16 protein-coding genes and 1 pseudogene are annotated in these 17797 nt (G+C 70.3%); 10 read left to right on the top strand and 7 right to left on the bottom strand.

Translation table 11 applies throughout. The features are described from left to right. The first annotated feature begins 86 nt into the window (after nucleotides 1-86). The 3 genes and pseudogenes from OG472_RS25060 to OG472_RS25050 all read left to right on the top strand — a co-directional run bounded on the left by OG472_RS25060 (nucleotide 87) and on the right by OG472_RS25050 (nucleotide 2742). Nucleotides 87-1049: an ABC transporter ATP-binding protein gene (locus OG472_RS25060; protein ID WP_401610965.1), complete on the top strand. Its 963-nt coding sequence runs from the start codon at nucleotides 87-89 to the stop codon at nucleotides 1047-1049. 70 nt (nucleotides 1050-1119) lie between these two features. Further along, a pseudogene (locus OG472_RS25055) lies at nucleotides 1120-2143 on the top strand (IS30 family transposase). Nucleotides 2144-2514: 371 nt separating this feature from the next. Beyond that, nucleotides 2515-2742, top strand: a complete 228-nt coding sequence (locus OG472_RS25050) for a hypothetical protein (RefSeq protein WP_405942080.1) — start codon at nucleotides 2515-2517, stop codon at nucleotides 2740-2742. 430 nt (nucleotides 2743-3172) lie between these two features. Here the strand turns inward: OG472_RS25050 and OG472_RS25045 are convergent, their stop codons facing one another. Then, nucleotides 3173-4282, bottom strand: coding sequence for an alpha/beta hydrolase (locus OG472_RS25045; RefSeq protein WP_401610968.1), 1110 nt, complete (start codon nucleotides 4280-4282; stop codon nucleotides 3173-3175). A gap of 152 nt (nucleotides 4283-4434) precedes the next feature. On the opposite strand from OG472_RS25045, the gene OG472_RS25040 reads away from it, so the two are divergent. The 6 genes from OG472_RS25040 to OG472_RS25015 all read left to right on the top strand — a co-directional run bounded on the left by OG472_RS25040 (nucleotide 4435) and on the right by OG472_RS25015 (nucleotide 9346). Beyond that, nucleotides 4435-6285, top strand: a complete 1851-nt coding sequence (locus OG472_RS25040; protein WP_401610970.1) for a phosphatidylglycerol lysyltransferase domain-containing protein — start codon at nucleotides 4435-4437, stop codon at nucleotides 6283-6285. Between the two features lie 84 nt (nucleotides 6286-6369). Beyond that, nucleotides 6370-7242 (top strand): dihydropteroate synthase, encoded by an 873-nt coding sequence (gene folP, locus OG472_RS25035; RefSeq protein ID WP_383566692.1) that lies wholly within the window; start codon nucleotides 6370-6372, stop codon nucleotides 7240-7242. 82 nt (nucleotides 7243-7324) lie between these two features. Beyond that, nucleotides 7325-7711 carry a nuclear transport factor 2 family protein gene (locus OG472_RS25030; protein ID WP_401611149.1) on the top strand — a complete coding sequence of 129 codons (387 nt, stop codon included), beginning with the start codon at nucleotides 7325-7327 and terminating at the stop codon, nucleotides 7709-7711. Between the two features lie 130 nt (nucleotides 7712-7841). Continuing rightward, nucleotides 7842-8201 (top strand): dihydroneopterin aldolase, encoded by a 360-nt coding sequence (gene folB, locus OG472_RS25025; protein WP_030010912.1) that lies wholly within the window; start codon nucleotides 7842-7844, stop codon nucleotides 8199-8201. Then, complete coding sequence (folK, locus tag OG472_RS25020; protein WP_401610974.1) at nucleotides 8198-8806, top strand: 2-amino-4-hydroxy-6-hydroxymethyldihydropteridine diphosphokinase; 609 nt, start codon at nucleotides 8198-8200, stop codon at nucleotides 8804-8806. The genes folB and folK overlap by 4 nt, the downstream gene beginning before the upstream one ends. Before the next feature lie 54 nt (nucleotides 8807-8860). Beyond that, nucleotides 8861-9346, top strand: a complete 486-nt coding sequence (locus OG472_RS25015) for a DUF3180 domain-containing protein (RefSeq protein WP_383566699.1) — start codon at nucleotides 8861-8863, stop codon at nucleotides 9344-9346. Between the two features lie 67 nt (nucleotides 9347-9413). Here OG472_RS25015 and folE read toward each other — a convergent pair whose 3' ends face one another. The 6 genes from folE to dacB all read right to left on the bottom strand — a co-directional run bounded on the left by folE (nucleotide 9414) and on the right by dacB (nucleotide 16971). Continuing rightward, nucleotides 9414-10022, bottom strand: coding sequence for a GTP cyclohydrolase I FolE (folE, locus tag OG472_RS25010; protein ID WP_215141601.1), 609 nt, complete (start codon nucleotides 10020-10022; stop codon nucleotides 9414-9416). A gap of 112 nt (nucleotides 10023-10134) precedes the next feature. Further along, entirely contained in the window at nucleotides 10135-12171 is a 2037-nt protein-coding gene (gene ftsH / locus OG472_RS25005; protein ID WP_401610977.1) for an ATP-dependent zinc metalloprotease FtsH, read from the bottom strand. A gap of 216 nt (nucleotides 12172-12387) precedes the next feature. Next, nucleotides 12388-12948: a hypoxanthine phosphoribosyltransferase gene (gene hpt / locus OG472_RS25000; RefSeq protein ID WP_030010907.1), complete on the bottom strand. Its 561-nt coding sequence runs from the start codon at nucleotides 12946-12948 to the stop codon at nucleotides 12388-12390. A 65-nt stretch (nucleotides 12949-13013) separates the two neighbouring features. Beyond that, complete coding sequence (tilS, locus tag OG472_RS24995) at nucleotides 13014-14048, bottom strand: tRNA lysidine(34) synthetase TilS (RefSeq protein ID WP_383566709.1); 1035 nt, start codon at nucleotides 14046-14048, stop codon at nucleotides 13014-13016. A gap of 241 nt (nucleotides 14049-14289) precedes the next feature. Further along, nucleotides 14290-15426, bottom strand: a complete 1137-nt coding sequence (locus tag OG472_RS24990) for a zinc-dependent metalloprotease (RefSeq protein ID WP_383566712.1) — start codon at nucleotides 15424-15426, stop codon at nucleotides 14290-14292. Nucleotides 15427-15486: 60 nt separating this feature from the next. Further along, nucleotides 15487-16971, bottom strand: coding sequence for a D-alanyl-D-alanine carboxypeptidase/D-alanyl-D-alanine-endopeptidase (dacB, locus tag OG472_RS24985; protein ID WP_405831331.1), 1485 nt, complete (start codon nucleotides 16969-16971; stop codon nucleotides 15487-15489). A 171-nt stretch (nucleotides 16972-17142) separates the two neighbouring features. Between dacB and OG472_RS24980 the strand changes: the two genes are divergently transcribed. After that, entirely contained in the window at nucleotides 17143-17637 is a 495-nt protein-coding gene (locus tag OG472_RS24980; RefSeq protein WP_008742522.1) for an inorganic diphosphatase, read from the top strand. Nucleotides 17638-17797 lie beyond the last annotated feature (160 nt).

The raw sequence follows: 17797 nt of genomic DNA, 5'->3' as shown, positions 1-17797 counted from the left end.
CCCACCACCCCCCGTGGCCGGAATCCTTCGCACCGGAGCAACACGCCCTTCACAAAACCGCACCGCGCGTGCGGAAGGATGGACCCGTGATCCGATTCGAGCATGTGACCAAGCGCTACCCCGACGGGACGACAGCCGTCGAGGACCTGTCGTTCGAGGTGGCGGAGGGCGAGCTGGTCACGCTCGTGGGACCGTCCGGCTGCGGCAAGACGACCACGATGAAGATGGTCAACCGGCTGATCGACCCGACCTCCGGCCGGATCCTGCTGGCCGGCGAGGACATCGCGGCCGCCGACCCGGTCGAGCTGCGCCGCCGGATCGGGTACGTCATCCAGCAGGTCGGGCTGTTCCCGCACAAGACGGTGCTGGAGAACACGGCGACCGTGCCGCAGCTGATCGGCACCCCGAAGGCCAAGGCCCGCGCCCGGGCGGCCGAGCTGCTCGAACTGGTGGGGCTGGATCCGGCCGTGTACGGGGGCCGGTACCCGGAGCAGCTGTCGGGCGGGCAGCGCCAGCGCGTCGGCGTGGCCCGCGCCCTCGCCGCCGATCCGCCGGTGCTGCTGATGGACGAGCCGTTCGGCGCGGTGGACCCGGTGGTGCGCGAACGGCTGCAGAACGAGTTCCTGGCGCTGCAGAAGACGGTGCGCAAGACGATCCTGCTGGTCACGCACGACCTGGAGGAGGCCATCCGGCTCGGCGACCGCATGGCCGTCTACGGGACGGGCACCATCGAGCAGTTCGCCCGCCCCGCGGCGGTCCTCGGCTCACCGGCCACCCCGTACGTGGCCTCCTTCGTCGGCTCCGACCGCGGGCTGAAGCGGCTCGCCGTCACCGCGGTCGAGGCGGGCGACCTGGCGGCGGCCGAGGGCAAGGCCCCGGCGGCGGCCGTGGAGCTGGGCGCGACGCTGCGCGAGGCGCTCGCCGCCCTGCTGCAGGAGGACTCGGGCCGGATCGGGGTCACGGACCCGGACTCCGGCGCCCTGGTCGGCGTACTGACCCCGGAGGGCGTGCACCGGGCACTGCGCCGGGCCCAGTTGCAGGACGCGTAGCGCGAACGCGGAAGGGCCCGGCCGGCTTGAGTTCTAGTGGTCGTCGCAACACCCCAGCTCAGGGGATGCGATGGACTTCGAGGTTCGGGCGGATCGACGGCCACAGGGACGCAAGAAATTGAGCCGCGAGCGGGAGACGTACCTTCTGCTCGTGGATCAAGGAACTTCTCACCTGGACGCCTGCGGGATCGTTGGCATCAACGACCGGACAGGCAGGCGATGGCGTAACGGCCGGCAGGCGTCCGGGAAGAACAAGGCGGCACCGCCTCTCGTGGAAACGGGGCCGTGGCGGTACATCGAGGCCCCAGAGCCGGCGGCCGCCCAGGAGCCCGAGGACGACGCTCCTTCGCGCTACCTGCGCGAGGCGGACCGGATCCACATAGCCGACCGCCTCCGGGAGAAGGTGTCAGGCCGCACGATCGCTGCCGAGCTGGGACGCAGCCCGTCCACCATCAGCCGGGAGATCCGCCGCAACCGCACGGTCCTGCCCAGCAGCCAGTGGTACTACCGACCGCATGCGGCCCACCGGCGAGCAATTCGGCGACGGCCTCGGCCGAAGGTCGGCAAGATCGGCCAGAACCCGGAGCTCCGTGACTTCGTCCAGCAGCACCTGACCCTGCGCTGGAGTCCCGAGCAGATCCGCCACGCTCTGCGCAGACGCTTCCCCGCCACCCTGGTCGAACGCAGCACTCGCTACTTGATGCTGGTCCACCTTCCCAACGGCCACGGAGCCGCCGCTGTCCGCAAGGCACTGGTCGACACGGTCCAGACCCTGCCTGCCCACTTGAAACGGTCCTTGACCTGGGACCAGGGCGCCGAGATGGCCGCCCACCACGCCTTCAGTGTCGCCACGGACGTGCCGGTCTACTTCTGCGATCCCGGCAGCCCCTGGCAGCCCCTGACAGCGAGGCTCGAACGAGAACACCAACGGCCTCCTGCGGCAGTACTTCCCCAAGGGCAGCAGCCTGTCCGGCCACACCCGCGACCACCTCGACGCAGTCGCTGCCGAACTCAACAGCCGCCCACGCAAGGCGCTCGGCTGGGAAACCCCAGCCGAGCGCCTGTCTGAACTGCTCGCCACCACACGTCGGTGATCACGTGTTGCAACGACCCCTGGAATTCGCCTATGAGCTGGGCCTCCGCCGTGGAGCGGGTGACGGGAATCGAACCCGCGCTCTGAGCTTGGGAATCACCGGGCCGACACGGAGGGGGTTGACGCTGACCAGCGCAAACGGCCTCTGGTGATGAATCGCGAGGCGTCGCGCTTGACTGTTCCTGACCGCTGGGATCCGCTCTTTCTGGCACGGATGTGGCACGGGCTTCCATCGGCTCTGACGGGTCGCGTCACCGACCCCGCACCCGACAACACTGTCACCCGAATGGCCCAACATGACGTGCCACCCACATGGGTGAAGATCAAGCTGGTTAGTGCCCCAACCGAGGCAATCTGTGAAAGGCGAACCAAATGCGCATTCGACGAATCCTCGCCGCAGTCTTCGCCACGGCAGCCCTCGCCGGACTCGGCCTCACAGGCGCCGCCACCGCCGCCACCGCCACCGCCACCGCCGTCAGCGTCACCCCGGCCAGCGTCACCCCGGGTGAGTGCACGGACAACGGCGGAACGATCGATCGGTCGACGCCCGTGCTCCCGACCTGCAGGGGCGGTATGTACGACGGGCAGACGGTCGACTAACCCCCCTAGGCCCGTTGCGAAAGTGGATCGTCGCCCCGCAGCCACGCGTTGCGGGGCGACTCCCTCGCGAGCGTTCTCCCTCGGCTGACGGCTCAACGTACCTAGGAGGCGTGACGATCGCACACGGGCCGGATGAGGTCGGCGGGAGCGGCTTTGGGCTGGAGCTGCCATGGGGCGAGAGACAGGGGCCCGTACGCTGGTCGCGAATCGGGCAGTCTCTGGGGCAGCAGCCTGTCCGGCCACACCCGGGACCACCTCGACGCAGTCGCTGCCGAACTCAACAGCCGCCCACGCAGGACGCTCGGCTGGGAAACCCCGGCCGAGCGCCTGTCTGAACTGCTCGCCACCACACGTCGGTGATCACGTGTTGCAACGACCCCTGGAATTCGCCTATGAGCTGGGCCCTTCCGCCTTCACCGCGTCCACGGCCTCAGGCCTGGATGCGTCCGCTCATCCACATCAGCATCGGCGGGATCTCGCGTCGCCACGTGTTGAAGTTGTGGCCACCGCTGTCGAGGATGATCGAGGAGACCCGGTCCGGGCCCTTCACCTTCTTGATGAACTTCCGGGTGTCACCGAGGTTCGGCTCGCCCTTCTCGCTGCTGGTCACGAGGAAGGACGTACCGCTCGGCTTCTTGTTCTCGATGCTGTGCAGCACGTCCGCGCGCTTCTTCAGCTTCTCGTCCCCGTGGAACAGGTCGCCGGTCGTCGGGTCGTCCGGGGCGTCGTAGTACGCGGACAGGCCCGCGGCGGCGCCGAAGGTCTCCGGGTAGTGCGCGGCGATCTTCAGTGCGCAGTAACCGCCCGTGGAGTTGCCGATGAAGCCCATGTTCTGCGGCTTCTTGCCGACCCGGAAGGTGCTCTGGATGGCCTGCGGGAGGTCCTCGGCGAAGAAGGTCTCGGTCTGCGGGCCGCCGGGTATATCGACGCACTCGGTGTCACGCGGCGGCGCGATGGTCGGGCGCAGCATGACCAGGATCATCGGCTTCATCTTGCCCGACTTGGACAGGCTGAAGGCCTTCATGGGGTAGTCGAGCCCTTTGATCAGGTTCTCGGCGGTGCCCGGGTAGCCCGTCAGGACGATGGACGCGGGGAAGTTCTGGTCCTTGTGCTGGGGCTGGAAGTACTCCGGCGGGAGCCAGACGTAGCCGGGGCTCGTTATCTTCGACTTCTGCCCGGTTATGGCAACCTTCAGGATCTGACCGCCGACCTGCGGCTTGGCACCACCGGGGACGTCCAGCTTCTGCTTGTCGACGACCTTGATGTCATCGCTGCTCATCGAGTGGTCGACGACCTTGCCCATGGACGTCTCCTGGCCGAACAGGTCGGCCCAGGAACCGTAGAAGAGGAACGACTTGTTAGCCGCGAGACCCACAGCCGAGAACAGCGCCAGCTGCGTCGCCAGCAGGAGCCCGATCCGGCCGGCGACAGCGCGCCAGGTGCGGCCCGACAGCTTCGGCCACAGCCAGACCGTGGCCGCGAACAGCAGCACACCGGCCAGGATGGCCAACGCCAGAACCGTAGTACTCGTGAGACCCATGAGCAGTCAGTCGACTTTCTGGTGGCAGGACAGATTTTTCCGACGAAAGAGTGAACCCGCTCCTCGTCGATGTCGTCCTAAGGGACGCACCACAACACCGGAGGCTGTAGCGGCCTTCGGCCACATGATCTCTCGCGGAGCAACGGGAAGCGATGTCTAGCAGGATAGATGGCGATAAGTCGGGACAGGTTCCGAGCAGGGTCCGCCGAATCCTCCGAGGCCCACAGCCGGAGTCGGTGCCCGGCCTGGTAGGCACGGCCGTCATGATCGTCGGCCTTCTGGACGTTGCGGCCGGTGTCTTCCCGCGCTTCCGGCACAGCCGGATCCACGCGGTCGCCGAGGTGCTGCCCGGGTCCCTGGGCCCGTTCGCGGCAGCCCTCTCCATCAGCGCGGGCGTACTGCTCCTGCTGCTCGCCCACGGCCTCAAGCGCCACAAGCGGCGGGCCTGGCGGGCCGCAGTCGTCCTGCTGCCCGCGGGCGCGGCCGCGCAGTTCGCGTACCGCCACTCGGTCATCAGCGTGGTCCTCGCGGCGGTGCTCCTCGCCCTGCTGGTGCGCCATCAGGGTGAATTCAAGGCGCTGCCGGATCCGCGCAGCCGCTGGAAGGCCCTCGCGAACTTCGTGCTGATGAGCGCCGGTTCCATCGGGCTCGGGCTGGTCATCGTCAACGTCCACCCGGGCAAGGTCGTCGGCAACCCGGGCCTGTACGAGCAGATCACCCACGTCGTCTACGGGCTCTTCGGCTTCGAGGGTCCCGTCGACTACGCCGGCCGGGTCTCCTGGACCGTCGGCTACTCCCTCGGCGCCCTCGGCATGCTGACCGCGCTCACCACCGTCTACCTGGCCTTCCGCCCCGAGCACCCGGCGGCCCGGCTCACCGACGACGACGAGACCAAGCTGCGCGAGCTGCTCGCCAAGCACGGCGGCCGCGACTCGCTCGGCCACTTCGCGCTGCGCCGCGACAAGGCCGTCGTCTTCTCCCCCAGCGGCAAGGCCGCCGTCACCTACCGCGTCGTCTCCGGCGTGATGCTCGCCTCCGGCGACCCCATCGGCGACGTCGAGGCCTGGCCCGGCGCCATCGAGCGGTTCATGGCGGAGGCCAAGGCCCACTCCTGGACCCCGGCCGTCGTCGGGTGCAGCGAGACCGGCGGCGAGGTCTGGACCCGCGAGACCGGTCTGGACGCCCTGGAGCTGGGTGACGAGGCGATTGTCGATGTCAAAGACTTCTCCCTCTCGGGCCGCGCCATGCGCAATGTCCGCCAGATGGTGAAGCGCATCGAGCGCAACGGCTACACCACCAAGGTCCGCCGGGTCAGCGAGCTGACCGAGACCGAGCTGGAGCAGGTGCGCGGCGCAGCCGAGGCCTGGCGCGGCACCGACACCGAGCGCGGCTTCTCGATGGCCCTGGGCCGGGTCGGCGAGGACGGCGACGGCGACTGCTTCATCGCCACCGCCCACCGTGTGGAAGAGGGCGACACCAGCCCGTACGGCGACCTCAAGGCCGTCCTGCACTTCGTCCCGTGGGGCAAGGACGGCATGTCGCTGGAGCTGATGCGCCGCGACCGCGCCGCCGACCCCGGCATGAACGAGCTGCTCATCGTGGCCTCGCTGGAGGCTTGCCCGGGCCTCGGCATCGAGAAGGTCTCGCTGAACTTCGCGATGTTCCGCGCCGCCCTCGCCCGCGGCGAGAAGATCGGCGCCGGCCCGGTGCTGCGGATGTGGCGCGGCCTGCTGGTCTTCCTCTCGCGCTGGTTCCAGATCGAGTCGCTGTACAAGTTCAACGAGAAGTTCCGCCCCCGCTGGGAGCCGCGCTTCATGGTCTACCGCTCCACCCGTGACCTGCCCCGCATCGGCTTCGCCGTGATGCAGGCCGAGGGCTTCGTGACGCTGGCCCTCCCGCGCCTCTTCGCCAGCCGCCGCCGTCCCAAGCCGGTCCGCACCTGCACGCACAACCACATGACGACCGTCCCGAAGCAGACGGAACGCGAGGCGCAGGCGGCATAGCCGCCCGCACGCCCCACCGTGGCCCCGGCGGCCGACAGACCGCCGGGGCCCTGTCGTATCCAGGTCAGCCCTACCCTTGGACCTATGAACACGAAGCGCGGAGCCACCGGCAGGGGCCGGGTCGCAGGTCTGCCGGAGTGGGACCGCTGCGCGGTCATGGGCGTCGTGAACGTCACGCCCGACTCCTTCTCCGACGGCGGCCGCTGGTTCGACACCACCGCAGCCGTCAAGCGCGGCCTGGACCTCGTCGAGCAGGGCGCCGACCTCGTCGACGTCGGCGGCGAGTCCACCCGGCCCGGCGCCTCCCGCGTCGACGAGGAGGAGGAGCTGCGCCGGGTCGTCCCCGTGGTCCGCGGCCTCGCCTCCGAGGGTGTCACCGTGTCCGTCGACACCATGCGCGCGGCCGTCGCCGCCCAGGCCGTCGCCGCGGGCGCCCTGCTGGTCAACGACGTCAGCGGCGGCCTCGCCGACCCCGGCATGATCCCGGCCGTCGCCGCCGCCGAGGTGCCCTTCGTCGTGATGCACTGGCGCGGCTTCAGCGCCGGCATGAACAGCCTCGCCGTCTACGAGGACGTGCTCGCCGAGGTCACCGCCGAGCTCCGGGCCCGGATCGACGCCGTCGTGGCCGGCGGGATCGCCCCCGAGCGGCTCGTCGTCGACCCGGGCCTCGGCTTCGCCAAGAACGCCGAGCACGACCTGGCCCTGGTCGCCCACCTGCCCGAGCTGCGCGCGCTGGGCTTCCCGCTGCTGGTCGCCGCGTCGAGGAAGCGTTTCCTCGGGCGGGTCCTGGCCGGCGCGGACGGCGCGGCCCCGCCGCCCGCCCGCGAGCGCGACGCCGCCACGGCCGCCGTCTCGGCCATCGCCGCCCACCAGGGCGCCTGGGCCGTACGGGTCCACGAGGTACGGGCGACGGCGGACGCGGTTCGGGTGGCACGCGCCGTGGAAGGGGCACTCTGATCCTCAACGACCGACAAGGAGCACTGTGAGCAGAACCGACATCGAAGCGGTCGAAGAGGTCAACACGGCCTTCTACGAGGCAATGGAGCGGGGGGACTTCGACGCTCTGTCGGCGCTCTGGCTGGAGGACGAGATCTCGTGCGTCCACCCCGGCTGGCCCGTGCTCTCCGGCCGCGGCGAGGTGCTCCGCTCGTACGCGCTGATCATGTCCCACACGGACTACATCCAGTTCTTCCTCACCGACACCAAGGTGACCGTGATAGGCGACACCGCCCTGGTCACGTGCACGGAGAACATCCTCAGCGGCGGACCAGCCGAGGACGGCGGGGAACTCGGCCCGCTCGTCGGTCAGCTCGTCGTCGCCACGAATGTGTTCCGACGCACATCCGCGGGCTGGCGCCTCTGGTCCCACCACGGTTCTCCCGTCCTCACGGAGTCCGAGGACGAGGACGAGGACGACGCCTCCTGACCCCTACGGCGGGACCCGGAGTATTTCGCAGGTAAATTCGAAGATGGACGACGCCGACCGCACTCGGCGTAGGCCCATGGCCCCGGGGAGCCCCGGGACCGGAAGCACTACGAAAGCAGGAGTGATTCGCGTGGATCGTGTCGCGCTGCGCGGCCTCAAGGCTCGCGGGCACCACGGCGTCTTCCCCCGGGAGCGCGAGGAAGGCCAGACCTTCATCGTCGACCTCGTGCTGCACCTCGACACCCGCCCCGCGGCGGCCGGAGACGACCTGGCGAAGACCGTGCACTACGGGGTGGTCGCCGAGGAGGTCGTCGACGTGGTCCAGGGCGAGCCCGTGGATCTGATCGAGACCCTGGCCGAGCGGATCGCCCAGCAGTGCCTGAAGCACGAAGCGGTGGCGCAGGTGGAGGTCGTCGTCCACAAGCCGGACGCGCCCATCACCGTCCCCTTCGACGACGTGACCATCACGATCACCCGGAGCCGCGCATGAACAACGGACTGAACGCTCAGAGCGACCCCACCGTCCAGCCTGTACCCGCCTCCGTCGTGGAGACGGTCGACGCGGCGGACGTCACCCTGTCCAACCCCAAATGGGCCGTGATCGCGCTCGGCGCGAACCTCGGCAACCGGCTGGAGACCCTCCAGGGCGCCATCGACGCCCTCGGCGACACCCCGGGCCTGCGGGTCAAGGCCGTGTCCCCCGTCTACGAGACCGAGCCGTGGGGCGTCGAGCCCGGCTCGCAGCCCTCGTACCTCAACGCGGTCATCGCGGTGAAGACCACGCTGCCCCCCTCCTCGCTCCTGGAGCGCGGCCACGCCATCGAGGAGGCCTTCGACCGCGTCCGCGAGGAGCGTTGGGGCCCGCGCACGATCGACGTGGACATCGTCGCGTACGCCGACAGGGTCTCCGACGACCCCGTCCTCACCCTGCCGCACCCGCGCGCCCACCAGCGCGCCTTCGTGCTGGCCCCCTGGAACGACATCGACCCGGAGGCCCGGATCCCGGGCCGCGGCCCGGTCGCCGCGCTGCTGGCCGAAACCGGCCTGAGCGGCGTCACGCCGCGCCCCGACCTGGAACTCCACCTCCCGGAGTAGTCGTTACCCTGTGGACTGCCTGACTGATCGGCGCGGAAAGCGGGGAACGGGCAAGTGAAGCAACTGAGGCCGGCGGTCCTGGCGGGCATCTTCGTGGTCGCCGGGATCCTGTCCTGGGCGGGCGCCCGGCTGTGGAACGCGTACGGCACACTGCCCGGCGTTCCGCTGGCCGCACCGATCGTCCTCGGCGTCATCGCGGCGGTGCTGCTGGCCACGGCCCTGTCCATGCGCTCCCGGCTCAAGGCCCAGCGTGAGCGCCGCCCCGGGGCCAAGGGCGTGGAGCCGCTGATGGCGGCCCGAGCGGTGGTATTCGGCCAGGCCAGCGCGCTGGTGGCGGCGCTGGTGGCGGGCATGTACGGCGGGGTGGGCGTCTTCCTGCTGACCGACTCCCTGGACATCCCCGCCCGCCGCGACCAGGCCTGGTACGCCGGGTTCTCGGTCCTGGCGGGAGCGGCCGTCATCGCCGCCGCGCTCTTCCTGGAACACGTGCTCAAGCTCCCCGAGGACGAGGACCCCGGCAAGGCCACGGCCAAGGCCTAGGCCGGCCCCGGCTGCGCGCCGGGGCCGACGGGCCTGTGCGGGGTGTAGGTGCCCCGCGGGCGCCGGCTCAGCGGGCCATGATCAGGCTCATCGCCTCGTTGCGGGTGGCGGGGTCGCGGAGCTGGCCGCGGACCGCCGAGGTGATGGTCTTCGCGCCCGGCTTGCGGACACCGCGCATGGTCATGCACATGTGCTCGCACTCGATCACCACGATGGCGCCGCGCGGGTCCAGGATCTCCATCAGGGAGTCCGCGATCTGCGTGGTCAGGCGCTCCTGCACCTGGGGACGGCGGGCGAACACGTCCACGAGGCGGGCCAGCTTCGACAGGCCGGTGATCTTGCCGTCGGTGGACGGGATGTAGCCGACGTGGGCGACACCGTGGAAGGGGACCAGGTGATGTTCACAGCTCGACATGACCTCGATGTCCTTCACCAGGACCATCTCGTCGTGGCCGAGGTCGAACGTCGTGGTCAGGACCTCTTCGGGCTTCTGGTATAGGCCGGCGAATATCTCCTTGTACGCCCGGGCCACGCGCGCCGGGGTCTCCAGGAGACCCTCGCGGTCCGGGTCCTCGCCGACCGCGATCAGGAGCTCACGGACCGCCGCCTCGGCGCGCTTCTCGTCGAACACGCCGATCGTGCCCTCGTCGCCGGTCAGGGTCACTGGGTCGGTCATCTCTTCCTCGTTCCTGTGTGCACAGCGCTCGCGGCCACCCAAGTATGACCAGATGAAAGTGCCGCGCCCCCCAGGCTAGAACCTGGGGGGCGCGGCTTCCATTCCGGGTGGATCAGACCTCGGGGCGGTCCTCGGGGGCCACCTCGATGCCCTTCTCCGTGGAGACCGGCGTGACGGCGGTGGTCGCCGAGGTGCCGTTCGCCGAGTTCGTCAGCTGGAGCTCCTTGGGAGAGAGCACCGGCGGACGGGTGGAGGGGGTGCGGCGGGAGGAGCCGGTCCACGCGGGGCGGGCCGGACGCTTCACGATCGTCGAGAAGATCTCGGCGATCTGCTCCTTGTTCAGCGTCTCCTTCTCCAGCAGCGCGAGGACCAGGTTGTCGAGGACGTCACGGTTCTCGACGAGGATCTCCCAGGCCTCGTTGTGCGCGGTCTCGATGAGCTTCTTGACCTCTTCGTCGACCAGCGCCGCGACCTCTTCCGAGTAGTCCCGCGGGTGCGACATCTCGCGGCCCAGGAACGGCTCGGTGTTGTCGCCGCCGAACTTGATCGCACCGAGACGCTCGGTCATGCCGTACTGCGTGACCATGGCCCGCGCCGTGGCGGTGGCCTTCTCGATGTCGTTCGCCGCGCCCGTGGTCGGGTCGTGGAAGACCAGCTCCTCGGCCGCGCGCCCGCCCAGCATGTACGCCAGCTGGTCGAGCATCTCGTTGCGCGTGGTCGAGTACTTGTCCTCGTCGGGCAGGACCATGGTGTAGCCCAGGGCCCGGCCGCGGGACAGGATCGTGATCTTGTGGACCGGGTCGGAGTTCGGGGAGGCCGCCGCGACCAGGGCGTGTCCGCCCTCGTGGTACGCGGTGATCTTCTTTTCCCGGTCCGACATGATCCGGGTCCGCTTCTGCGGGCCCGCCACGACGCGGTCGATCGCCTCGTCCAGCGAGTGGTTGTCGATCAGCTTCTTGTCCGAGCGGGCCGTGAGCAGCGCGGCCTCGTTCAGGACGTTGGAGAGATCGGCACCGGTGAAGCCGGGCGTACGACGGGCGACGGCGCTCAGGTCGACGTCCGGGGCGACCGGCTTGCCCTTCTGGTGGACCTTGAGGATCTCCAGACGGCCCTGCATGTCCGGACGGTCGACGGCGATCTGCCGGTCGAAACGGCCGGGGCGCAGCAGTGCCGGGTCGAGGATGTCCGGACGGTTCGTGGCGGCGATCAGGATGACGCCGCCCTTCACGTCGAAGCCGTCCATCTCGACCAGCAGCTGGTTGAGGGTCTGCTCGCGCTCGTCGTGACCGCCGCCGAGACCCGCACCGCGGTGCCGGCCGACGGCGTCGATCTCGTCGACGAAGACGATCGCCGGGGCGTTGGCCTTGGCCTGCTCGAACAGGTCACGGACACGCGAGGCACCGACACCGACGAACATCTCGACGAAGTCGGATCCGGAGATCGAGTAGAAGGGGACACCGGCCTCACCCGCGACGGCGCGCGCGAGCAGGGTCTTTCCGGTGCCGGGCGGGCCGTACAGCAGCACGCCCTTGGGGATCTTGGCGCCGACGGCCTGGAACTTCGCCGGCTCCTGGAGGAACTCCTTGATCTCGTGGAGTTCCTCGACGGCCTCGTCCGAGCCCGCGACATCGGCGAACGTCGTCTTCGGGGTGTCCTTGGTGATGAGCTTGGCCTTGGACTTCCCGAAGTTCATGACCCGGGAGCCGCCGCCCTGCATCTGGTTCATCAGGAACAGGAAGACAACGACGATGAGGACGAAGGGCAGGAGCGAGAGGAGAACGCTCAGGAACGGGCTGGTCTTGTCCGGAGTGACGGAGTACCCGTCCGGGATCTGACCGGCGTCGTACTTGGTCTGGAGGTTCTGGGCGAGCTGGACGCCCTGATCCCCGATGTAGTTGGCCTGGAACTTGGTGCCGTCGTGCTTGCCGAGCTTCTGGCCGTCGCGCAGCTCGATCTTGATCATCTGGCTGTCGCCGGTGGTCAGCTTCGCTGTCTCCACCTGGCCAGTGTTGATCGCCTTGATGACCTCGCTGGTGTCCACCGACTTGTAGCCGCCGCCGGAGCCGACGACATTCATCAACACGACCACGGCGAGGACGGCCAGCACGATCCACATGACCGGCCCACGGAAGTATCGCTTCACGTCCATCCATACGGGGCGCCAGGCACCCCGTCCCTCCTGCCCGTAGGTAAATGCTGCTGTGAGTAAAGACTGTTCTTCGGAATGTACCCCTGTATTGTCACCCGCTGCCCCGTGGGACGGCTGACAGACCCGCCTTCCCCTGCTCCAACGGCGGGAATCGCCCACAGGTTCCCCGGAGCGTGCGCTGCTTCCCGCAACGGGCCCCGGGGACCGGGAGCGGGATCAGCCGCCGTAGACGTGCGGGGCGAGGGTGCCGACGAACGGCAGGTTGCGGTACTTCTCCGCGTAGTCGAGGCCGTAGCCCACCACGAACTCGTTGGGGATGTCGAAGCCGACCCACTTCACGTCGATCGCGACCTTCGCGGCCTCGGGCTTGCGCAGCAGCGTGACGACCTCGAGGGAGGCCGGCTGGCGGGAGCCCAGGTTCGACAGCAGCCAGGACAGCGTCAGACCGGAGTCGATGATGTCCTCGACGATCAGGACGTGCTTGTCCTTGATGTCGGTGTCCAGGTCCTTGAGGATCCGGACCACACCCGAGGACTGGGTTCCGGCGCCGTACGAGGACACCGCCATCCAGTCCATGGTGAGCGGGGTGGACAAGGCGCGCGCCAGGTCCGCCATCACCATCACGGCACCCTTGAGCACACCGACGATGAGCAGGTCCTTGCCCGCGTACTCCGCGTCGATCTTCGCGGCCAGCTCGGCCAGCTTCGCGTCGATCTCTTCCTTGGTGATGAGCACCGACTGGAGGTCGTTGCCCATGTCCTTCTCGTCCACCCGCATCACTTTCGTTGTCGGCCGGGGCTCCGGGGGTGACCCCGGAGGACTCAGCCGTGTTTCAGCACCAATCAGCCCTGCCGGATGACAAGTCTGCCACCCTGCCGCTGGGCCTCCACCCGTCCGGGCAGGTTGATGGCGCCCTGGCCGCGCCATCCGGTGATGAGCCGGTCGACTTCCTCGATGTGGCGGGCGAAGAGGGAACCCGCGGGAGAGCCCGCGGCGACCACGGCCCTGCGCAGCACCCGGCGGCGGACGGCCGGGGGCAGGGCGTACAGCTTGGCGCACTCCAGGCGGCCGTCCGCGTCCCGTACGCCGGTCTCGGCCTCGGCGGCCCAGGCGTCCAGGGCGTCGGCGTCGTCGCGGGAGAGCTGGGCGGTGCGGGCCAGGGCCTCGACGACCCCCTTGCCCAGCGCCTTCTCCAGGGCGGGCAGTCCCTCGTGGCGCAGGCGGGAGCGGGTGTAGGCGGGGTCGATGTTGTGCGGGTCGTCCCAGACGGCGAGGGACTGGACCATGCAGGCCTTGCGGGCGGTCTGCCGGTCGACCTGGAGGAAGGGGCGGCGGTAGCGGTGGCTGCGGCCGGGGCCTCCGGACACTTCGGCCATGCCGGACAGCGAGCGGATCCCGGAGCCGCGGGCGAGGCCCAGCAGGACGGTTTCGGCTTGATCGTCCCGGGTGTGGCCCAGGAGCACGGCGGCGGCGCCGAGGCGGTCTGCGGCCTCGTCCAGGGCCCCGTAGCGGGCATCGCGGGCGGCGGCCTCGGGTCCGCCCTCACGGCCCACGCGCACGGCGACGGACTCCACCGGGTCGAGGCGGAGTGCGGTCATGCGGGTGACGACCTCGGCGGCGCGCAGGTCGGAGCCCGGCTGGAGGCCGTGGTCGACGGTGATGCCGCCGGCCCGGATGCCGAGTTTGGGGGCCTCGAACGCGAGGGCCGAGGCGAGCGCCATGGAGTCGGCGCCACCGGAGCACGCGACGAGGACGAGTGGCCGGGTGCCCGCTGCGGTGCGGGGGCCGGCGGGTGTGTCGGTGAGGTCGGTGAGGACGTCGTGGAGTACGCGGCGGACCGCCAGGCGTATCGCCGCGACCGCAGGATGGGGACCCATGTCCGGTGCCCTTCGATGGAGTTCGGATGCCTCGGAGGCGTTGGGGTGTGGTGCGCTGGGGGTGGTGCCCGGTGCCCCCGCCGGACGGGGGCCGTGACTCAGAGATGTCACTCAGAGTGCGTTGATGGTGACAGAACCGAGCCGTTCCCCGAGCATCGCACGCCCTTCCACGGCCCACGGTCCCTCGGACGGGTGACGCTGCTTCCCCCAGTGAGACATGTTTACGCCCCTTGAGTCACCCTCATTCGCTCTCTTCGCTCCCCTTGCGGTGGACCCGGGCCACCCAGTCGGCGGGCTTGGCGATCTCGGCCTTGGTCGGCAGTGTGTTCGGGGAGGTCCAGACCCGGTTGAAGCCGTCCATGCCGACCTGGCCGACGACGGCGCGCACGAAGCGCTCGCCGTCGCGGTACTGGCGCAGCTTGGCGTCGAGGCCGAGGAGCTTGCGCAGGGCGGCGTCGAGACGGCCGGCTCCGCTGGCCCTGCGCTGCTGGAACTTCTCGCGGATCTCGGCGACCGACGGCACCACCTGCGGGCCGACCCCGTCCATGACGAAGTCGGCGTGGCCCTCCAGGAGGGACATGACGGCGGTGAGGCGGCCCAGGATCTCGCGCTGCTCGGGGGTCTGCACGAGCTCGACGAAGGAGCGCCCCTCGTCGCCCTGCTCGGCGACGGGGCGGGCGCCCGCGAAGGACTGGGCGGCCTCCCGGATGCGCTCCAGGACGGTCGCCGGGTCCACGTCGGTGGCGCCCAGGAACGTCTGGATTTCGCCTTCGAGGTGGTCGCGCAGCCACGGGACGGCCGTGAACTGTGTACGGTGCGTCTCCTCGTGCAGGCAGACCCACAGCCGGAAGTCGTGCGGGTTCACCTCCAGCTCGCGCTCGACGTGCACGATGTTGGGGGCGACGAGCAGCAGCCTCCCGCCCCCGGCCGAGGCCGGCAGGTCGCGCGAGACCGGGGCGAAGGTCTCGTACTGGCCGAGGACCCTGGAGGCCAGGAAGCTCAGCAGCATGCCCAGCTCGACGCCGGTGACCTTGCCGCCGACCGCGCCGAGCACGGCACCGCCGGGGGCGCCCGCGCGGCGGTCCTGCATCTTGCCGAGGAGCGGCTGGAGCAGCTCGCGGAATCCGGCGACGTTGGCCTTGACCCAGCCGGCCCGGTCGACGACCAGGACGGGGGTGTCGGGGACGGCGGCCCCTTCCGCGATCATCCGGGTGAACTCGCGCACGTGCCGTTCCGAGGTCCTGGCGTGCCCGCGCAGCTCCGCGACGACCGCCCGTGCCTCGTCCCGGGTGACCTCCGGCCCGGGTCGCACCAAACGGGTCGCGGTCGCCACCGCGAGGTTCCAGTCGACCATCTCCGCACCACTGATGCTCGTCATGCGTCAACCGTACGTGGGCAGGGCCCCCGGCGGACCCCCTCAGGTCCTGCCCGGCAAGACCTACGAAGCGGTCGCGACGGCCGCCGCCAGCTTGTCGAGGGCCTTCTCGGCGCCCTCGGGGCCGGGGCTGTTCGCGGTCAGGAACGCGAAGGCGAGCAGTCGGCCGGAGGAGTCCACGACCGTCCCGGAGAGGGAGTTCACGCCCGTCAGGGTGCCCGTCTTGGCCCGGAGCAGGCCCGCGGCGGGGGAGGTGCCCGCGTTGCGGCCGCGCAGGGTCCCGGTGAAGCCTGCGACGGGCAGCCCGGTGAGGACCGGCCGCAGCTCCGGGCGCTGCGGGTCGGCGGCCTTGGTGAGGAGGCCGGTCAGCAGGCCGGCGCTGACCTTGTCGGCGCGGTTCAGGCCGCTGCCGTCGGCGAAGCGGGAGCCCGCGGCGTCGACGCCGAGGGCGGCGAGCCTGGCGGCGACGGCCTTCTCCGCGCCTTCGAAACTGGCGGGCTGGCCGGAGGCGAGGGCGGTCTGCCGGGCGAGGGCCTCGGCGATGTCGTTGTCGCTGTTGGTCAGCATCCGCTCGACGAGCCCGGCCACCGGCGTGGAGAGGGTGGTGGCGAGCGGCTGGGCGGGGGCGGCCCCGCCGGCTGCGGGCTTGGTCCTGGCCGGTTCGCCGGTGACCTTGATGCCGCGGTCCGTGAGCAGCGTGCGGAAGGCTCGGGCGGCGTCCCTGGACGGGTCCTCGGTCCGGTCCACGGGCCCGGAGGTGGAGTCGTCGGGGCGGCCCTCGTCGGCCGTCAGGGCGGTCACGAGCGCGATGTTGGGGTTCACGCCGATCGGGTGGCGGGCGGGGCCGGTGTAGAGGCTGTCGTCGTAGCCGAGGGTCACGGTGTCGGTTCCGGCGGCCTTGAGGGCCTGCGCGGTGTCGGCGGCGAGCGCGACGAGGCTGCCGCCGGATCCGGCGGGGCTCTTCTTCTTCGCGGTGAGGGAGGGGTCGCCGCCGCCGACCAGGACGATCTGCCCGGGGGCCGCTCCGGGCACGACGGTGGTCCTGATCCGGTGCTCGGGCCCGAGCGCGGCCAGCGCGGCGGCGGCGGTGACGATCTTGACGGTCGACGCGGGGGTCATGGCGTCCCGCGCCCCCGACTCGTAGAGCACCTCCCCGGTGGCGGTGTCGACGACGGAGGCGGTGCGCAGGGTGCCGAGCGCGGGGTCGGCGAGCAGCGGCTTGAGCGCGGCGGCGAGCTTCCCGGCGGCGGCGGGGGCGGCCGCCTGCCCCTGCGCGACACCGGGGCCGATCGCGCCGAGCACGCCGGGGGCGCTGGGCGCGGCCTGCGGCAGGAGCCCGGAGCCGGGCCCTCCGCCGTGATCTGCGCCACCCGTGACGCCCCAGGAGGCGGCTCTGTCCCGCTCGGCCTTACGCTGGCCGGAGTCCCACGGACCGGCAGCGGCCACCGCTGCCACCGACAGGGCGAGACCGGCGACGGCCGCACCCGCGATGAGCTGCCACGACTTGACCAATGGCACCTCGGACCAGCCCCTTTCGCGATCACACATATGCGTGAGGGACACTTAACCACTGCGTCTTGCCGCGAGCATGGCACCCCACCGGCTGGGGGCCCCTCCCAGCGGTAGCTGGGGGAGGCTGGGCCGGACGCGCGCGTATTTGAATCAAGTGCGGTCCCGAAGCAACTCGGACCGCTGAAGCTGATCATGGAGGAGCAGGACGTGGAGTTCGACGTCACCATCGAGATCCCCAAGGGTTCGCGGAACAAGTACGAGGTGGACCACGAGACCGGCCGGATCCGTCTGGACCGTCGCCTCTTCACCTCGACCAGCTACCCGGCCGACTACGGCTTCGTCGAGAACACCCTCGGCGAGGACGGCGACCCGCTGGACGCGCTGGTCATCCTGGACGAGCCGACCTTCCCCGGCTGCCTGATCAAGTGCCGCGCCATCGGCATGTTCCGCATGACGGACGAGGCGGGCGGCGACGACAAGCTGCTCTGCGTGCCGGCCTCCGACCCGCGTGTCGAGCACCTGCGCGACATCCACCACGTCTCCGAGTTCGACCGCCTGGAGATCCAGCACTTCTTCGAGGTCTACAAGGACCTGGAGCCGGGCAAGTCCGTCGAGGGCGCGAACTGGGTCGGCCGTACCGAGGCCGAGGCCGAGATCGAGGCCTCGTACAAGCGCCTGGAGGCGCAGGGCGGCCACCACTGAGCTCGCGCTCGGCGGTAACGGGCCGGGGGTCTCCCCCGCGCCCTCTGTGACATGGCGGGCGGTACCCCGGACGGGGTGCCGCCCGCTGTCGCATGCGGAGCCGGGCTGCAACCTGCCTTCGCCATGGAGGAAACGGTTCCGCATACTGATACGGCAGGTG

It is taken from the genome of Streptomyces sp. NBC_00207, from assembly GCF_045160965.1.
Taxonomy (GTDB): domain Bacteria; phylum Actinomycetota; class Actinomycetes; order Streptomycetales; family Streptomycetaceae; genus Streptomyces.
The sequence above is the reverse complement of the archived record's forward strand: the minus strand, read 5'-3'. Positions and strand labels throughout refer to the sequence as shown.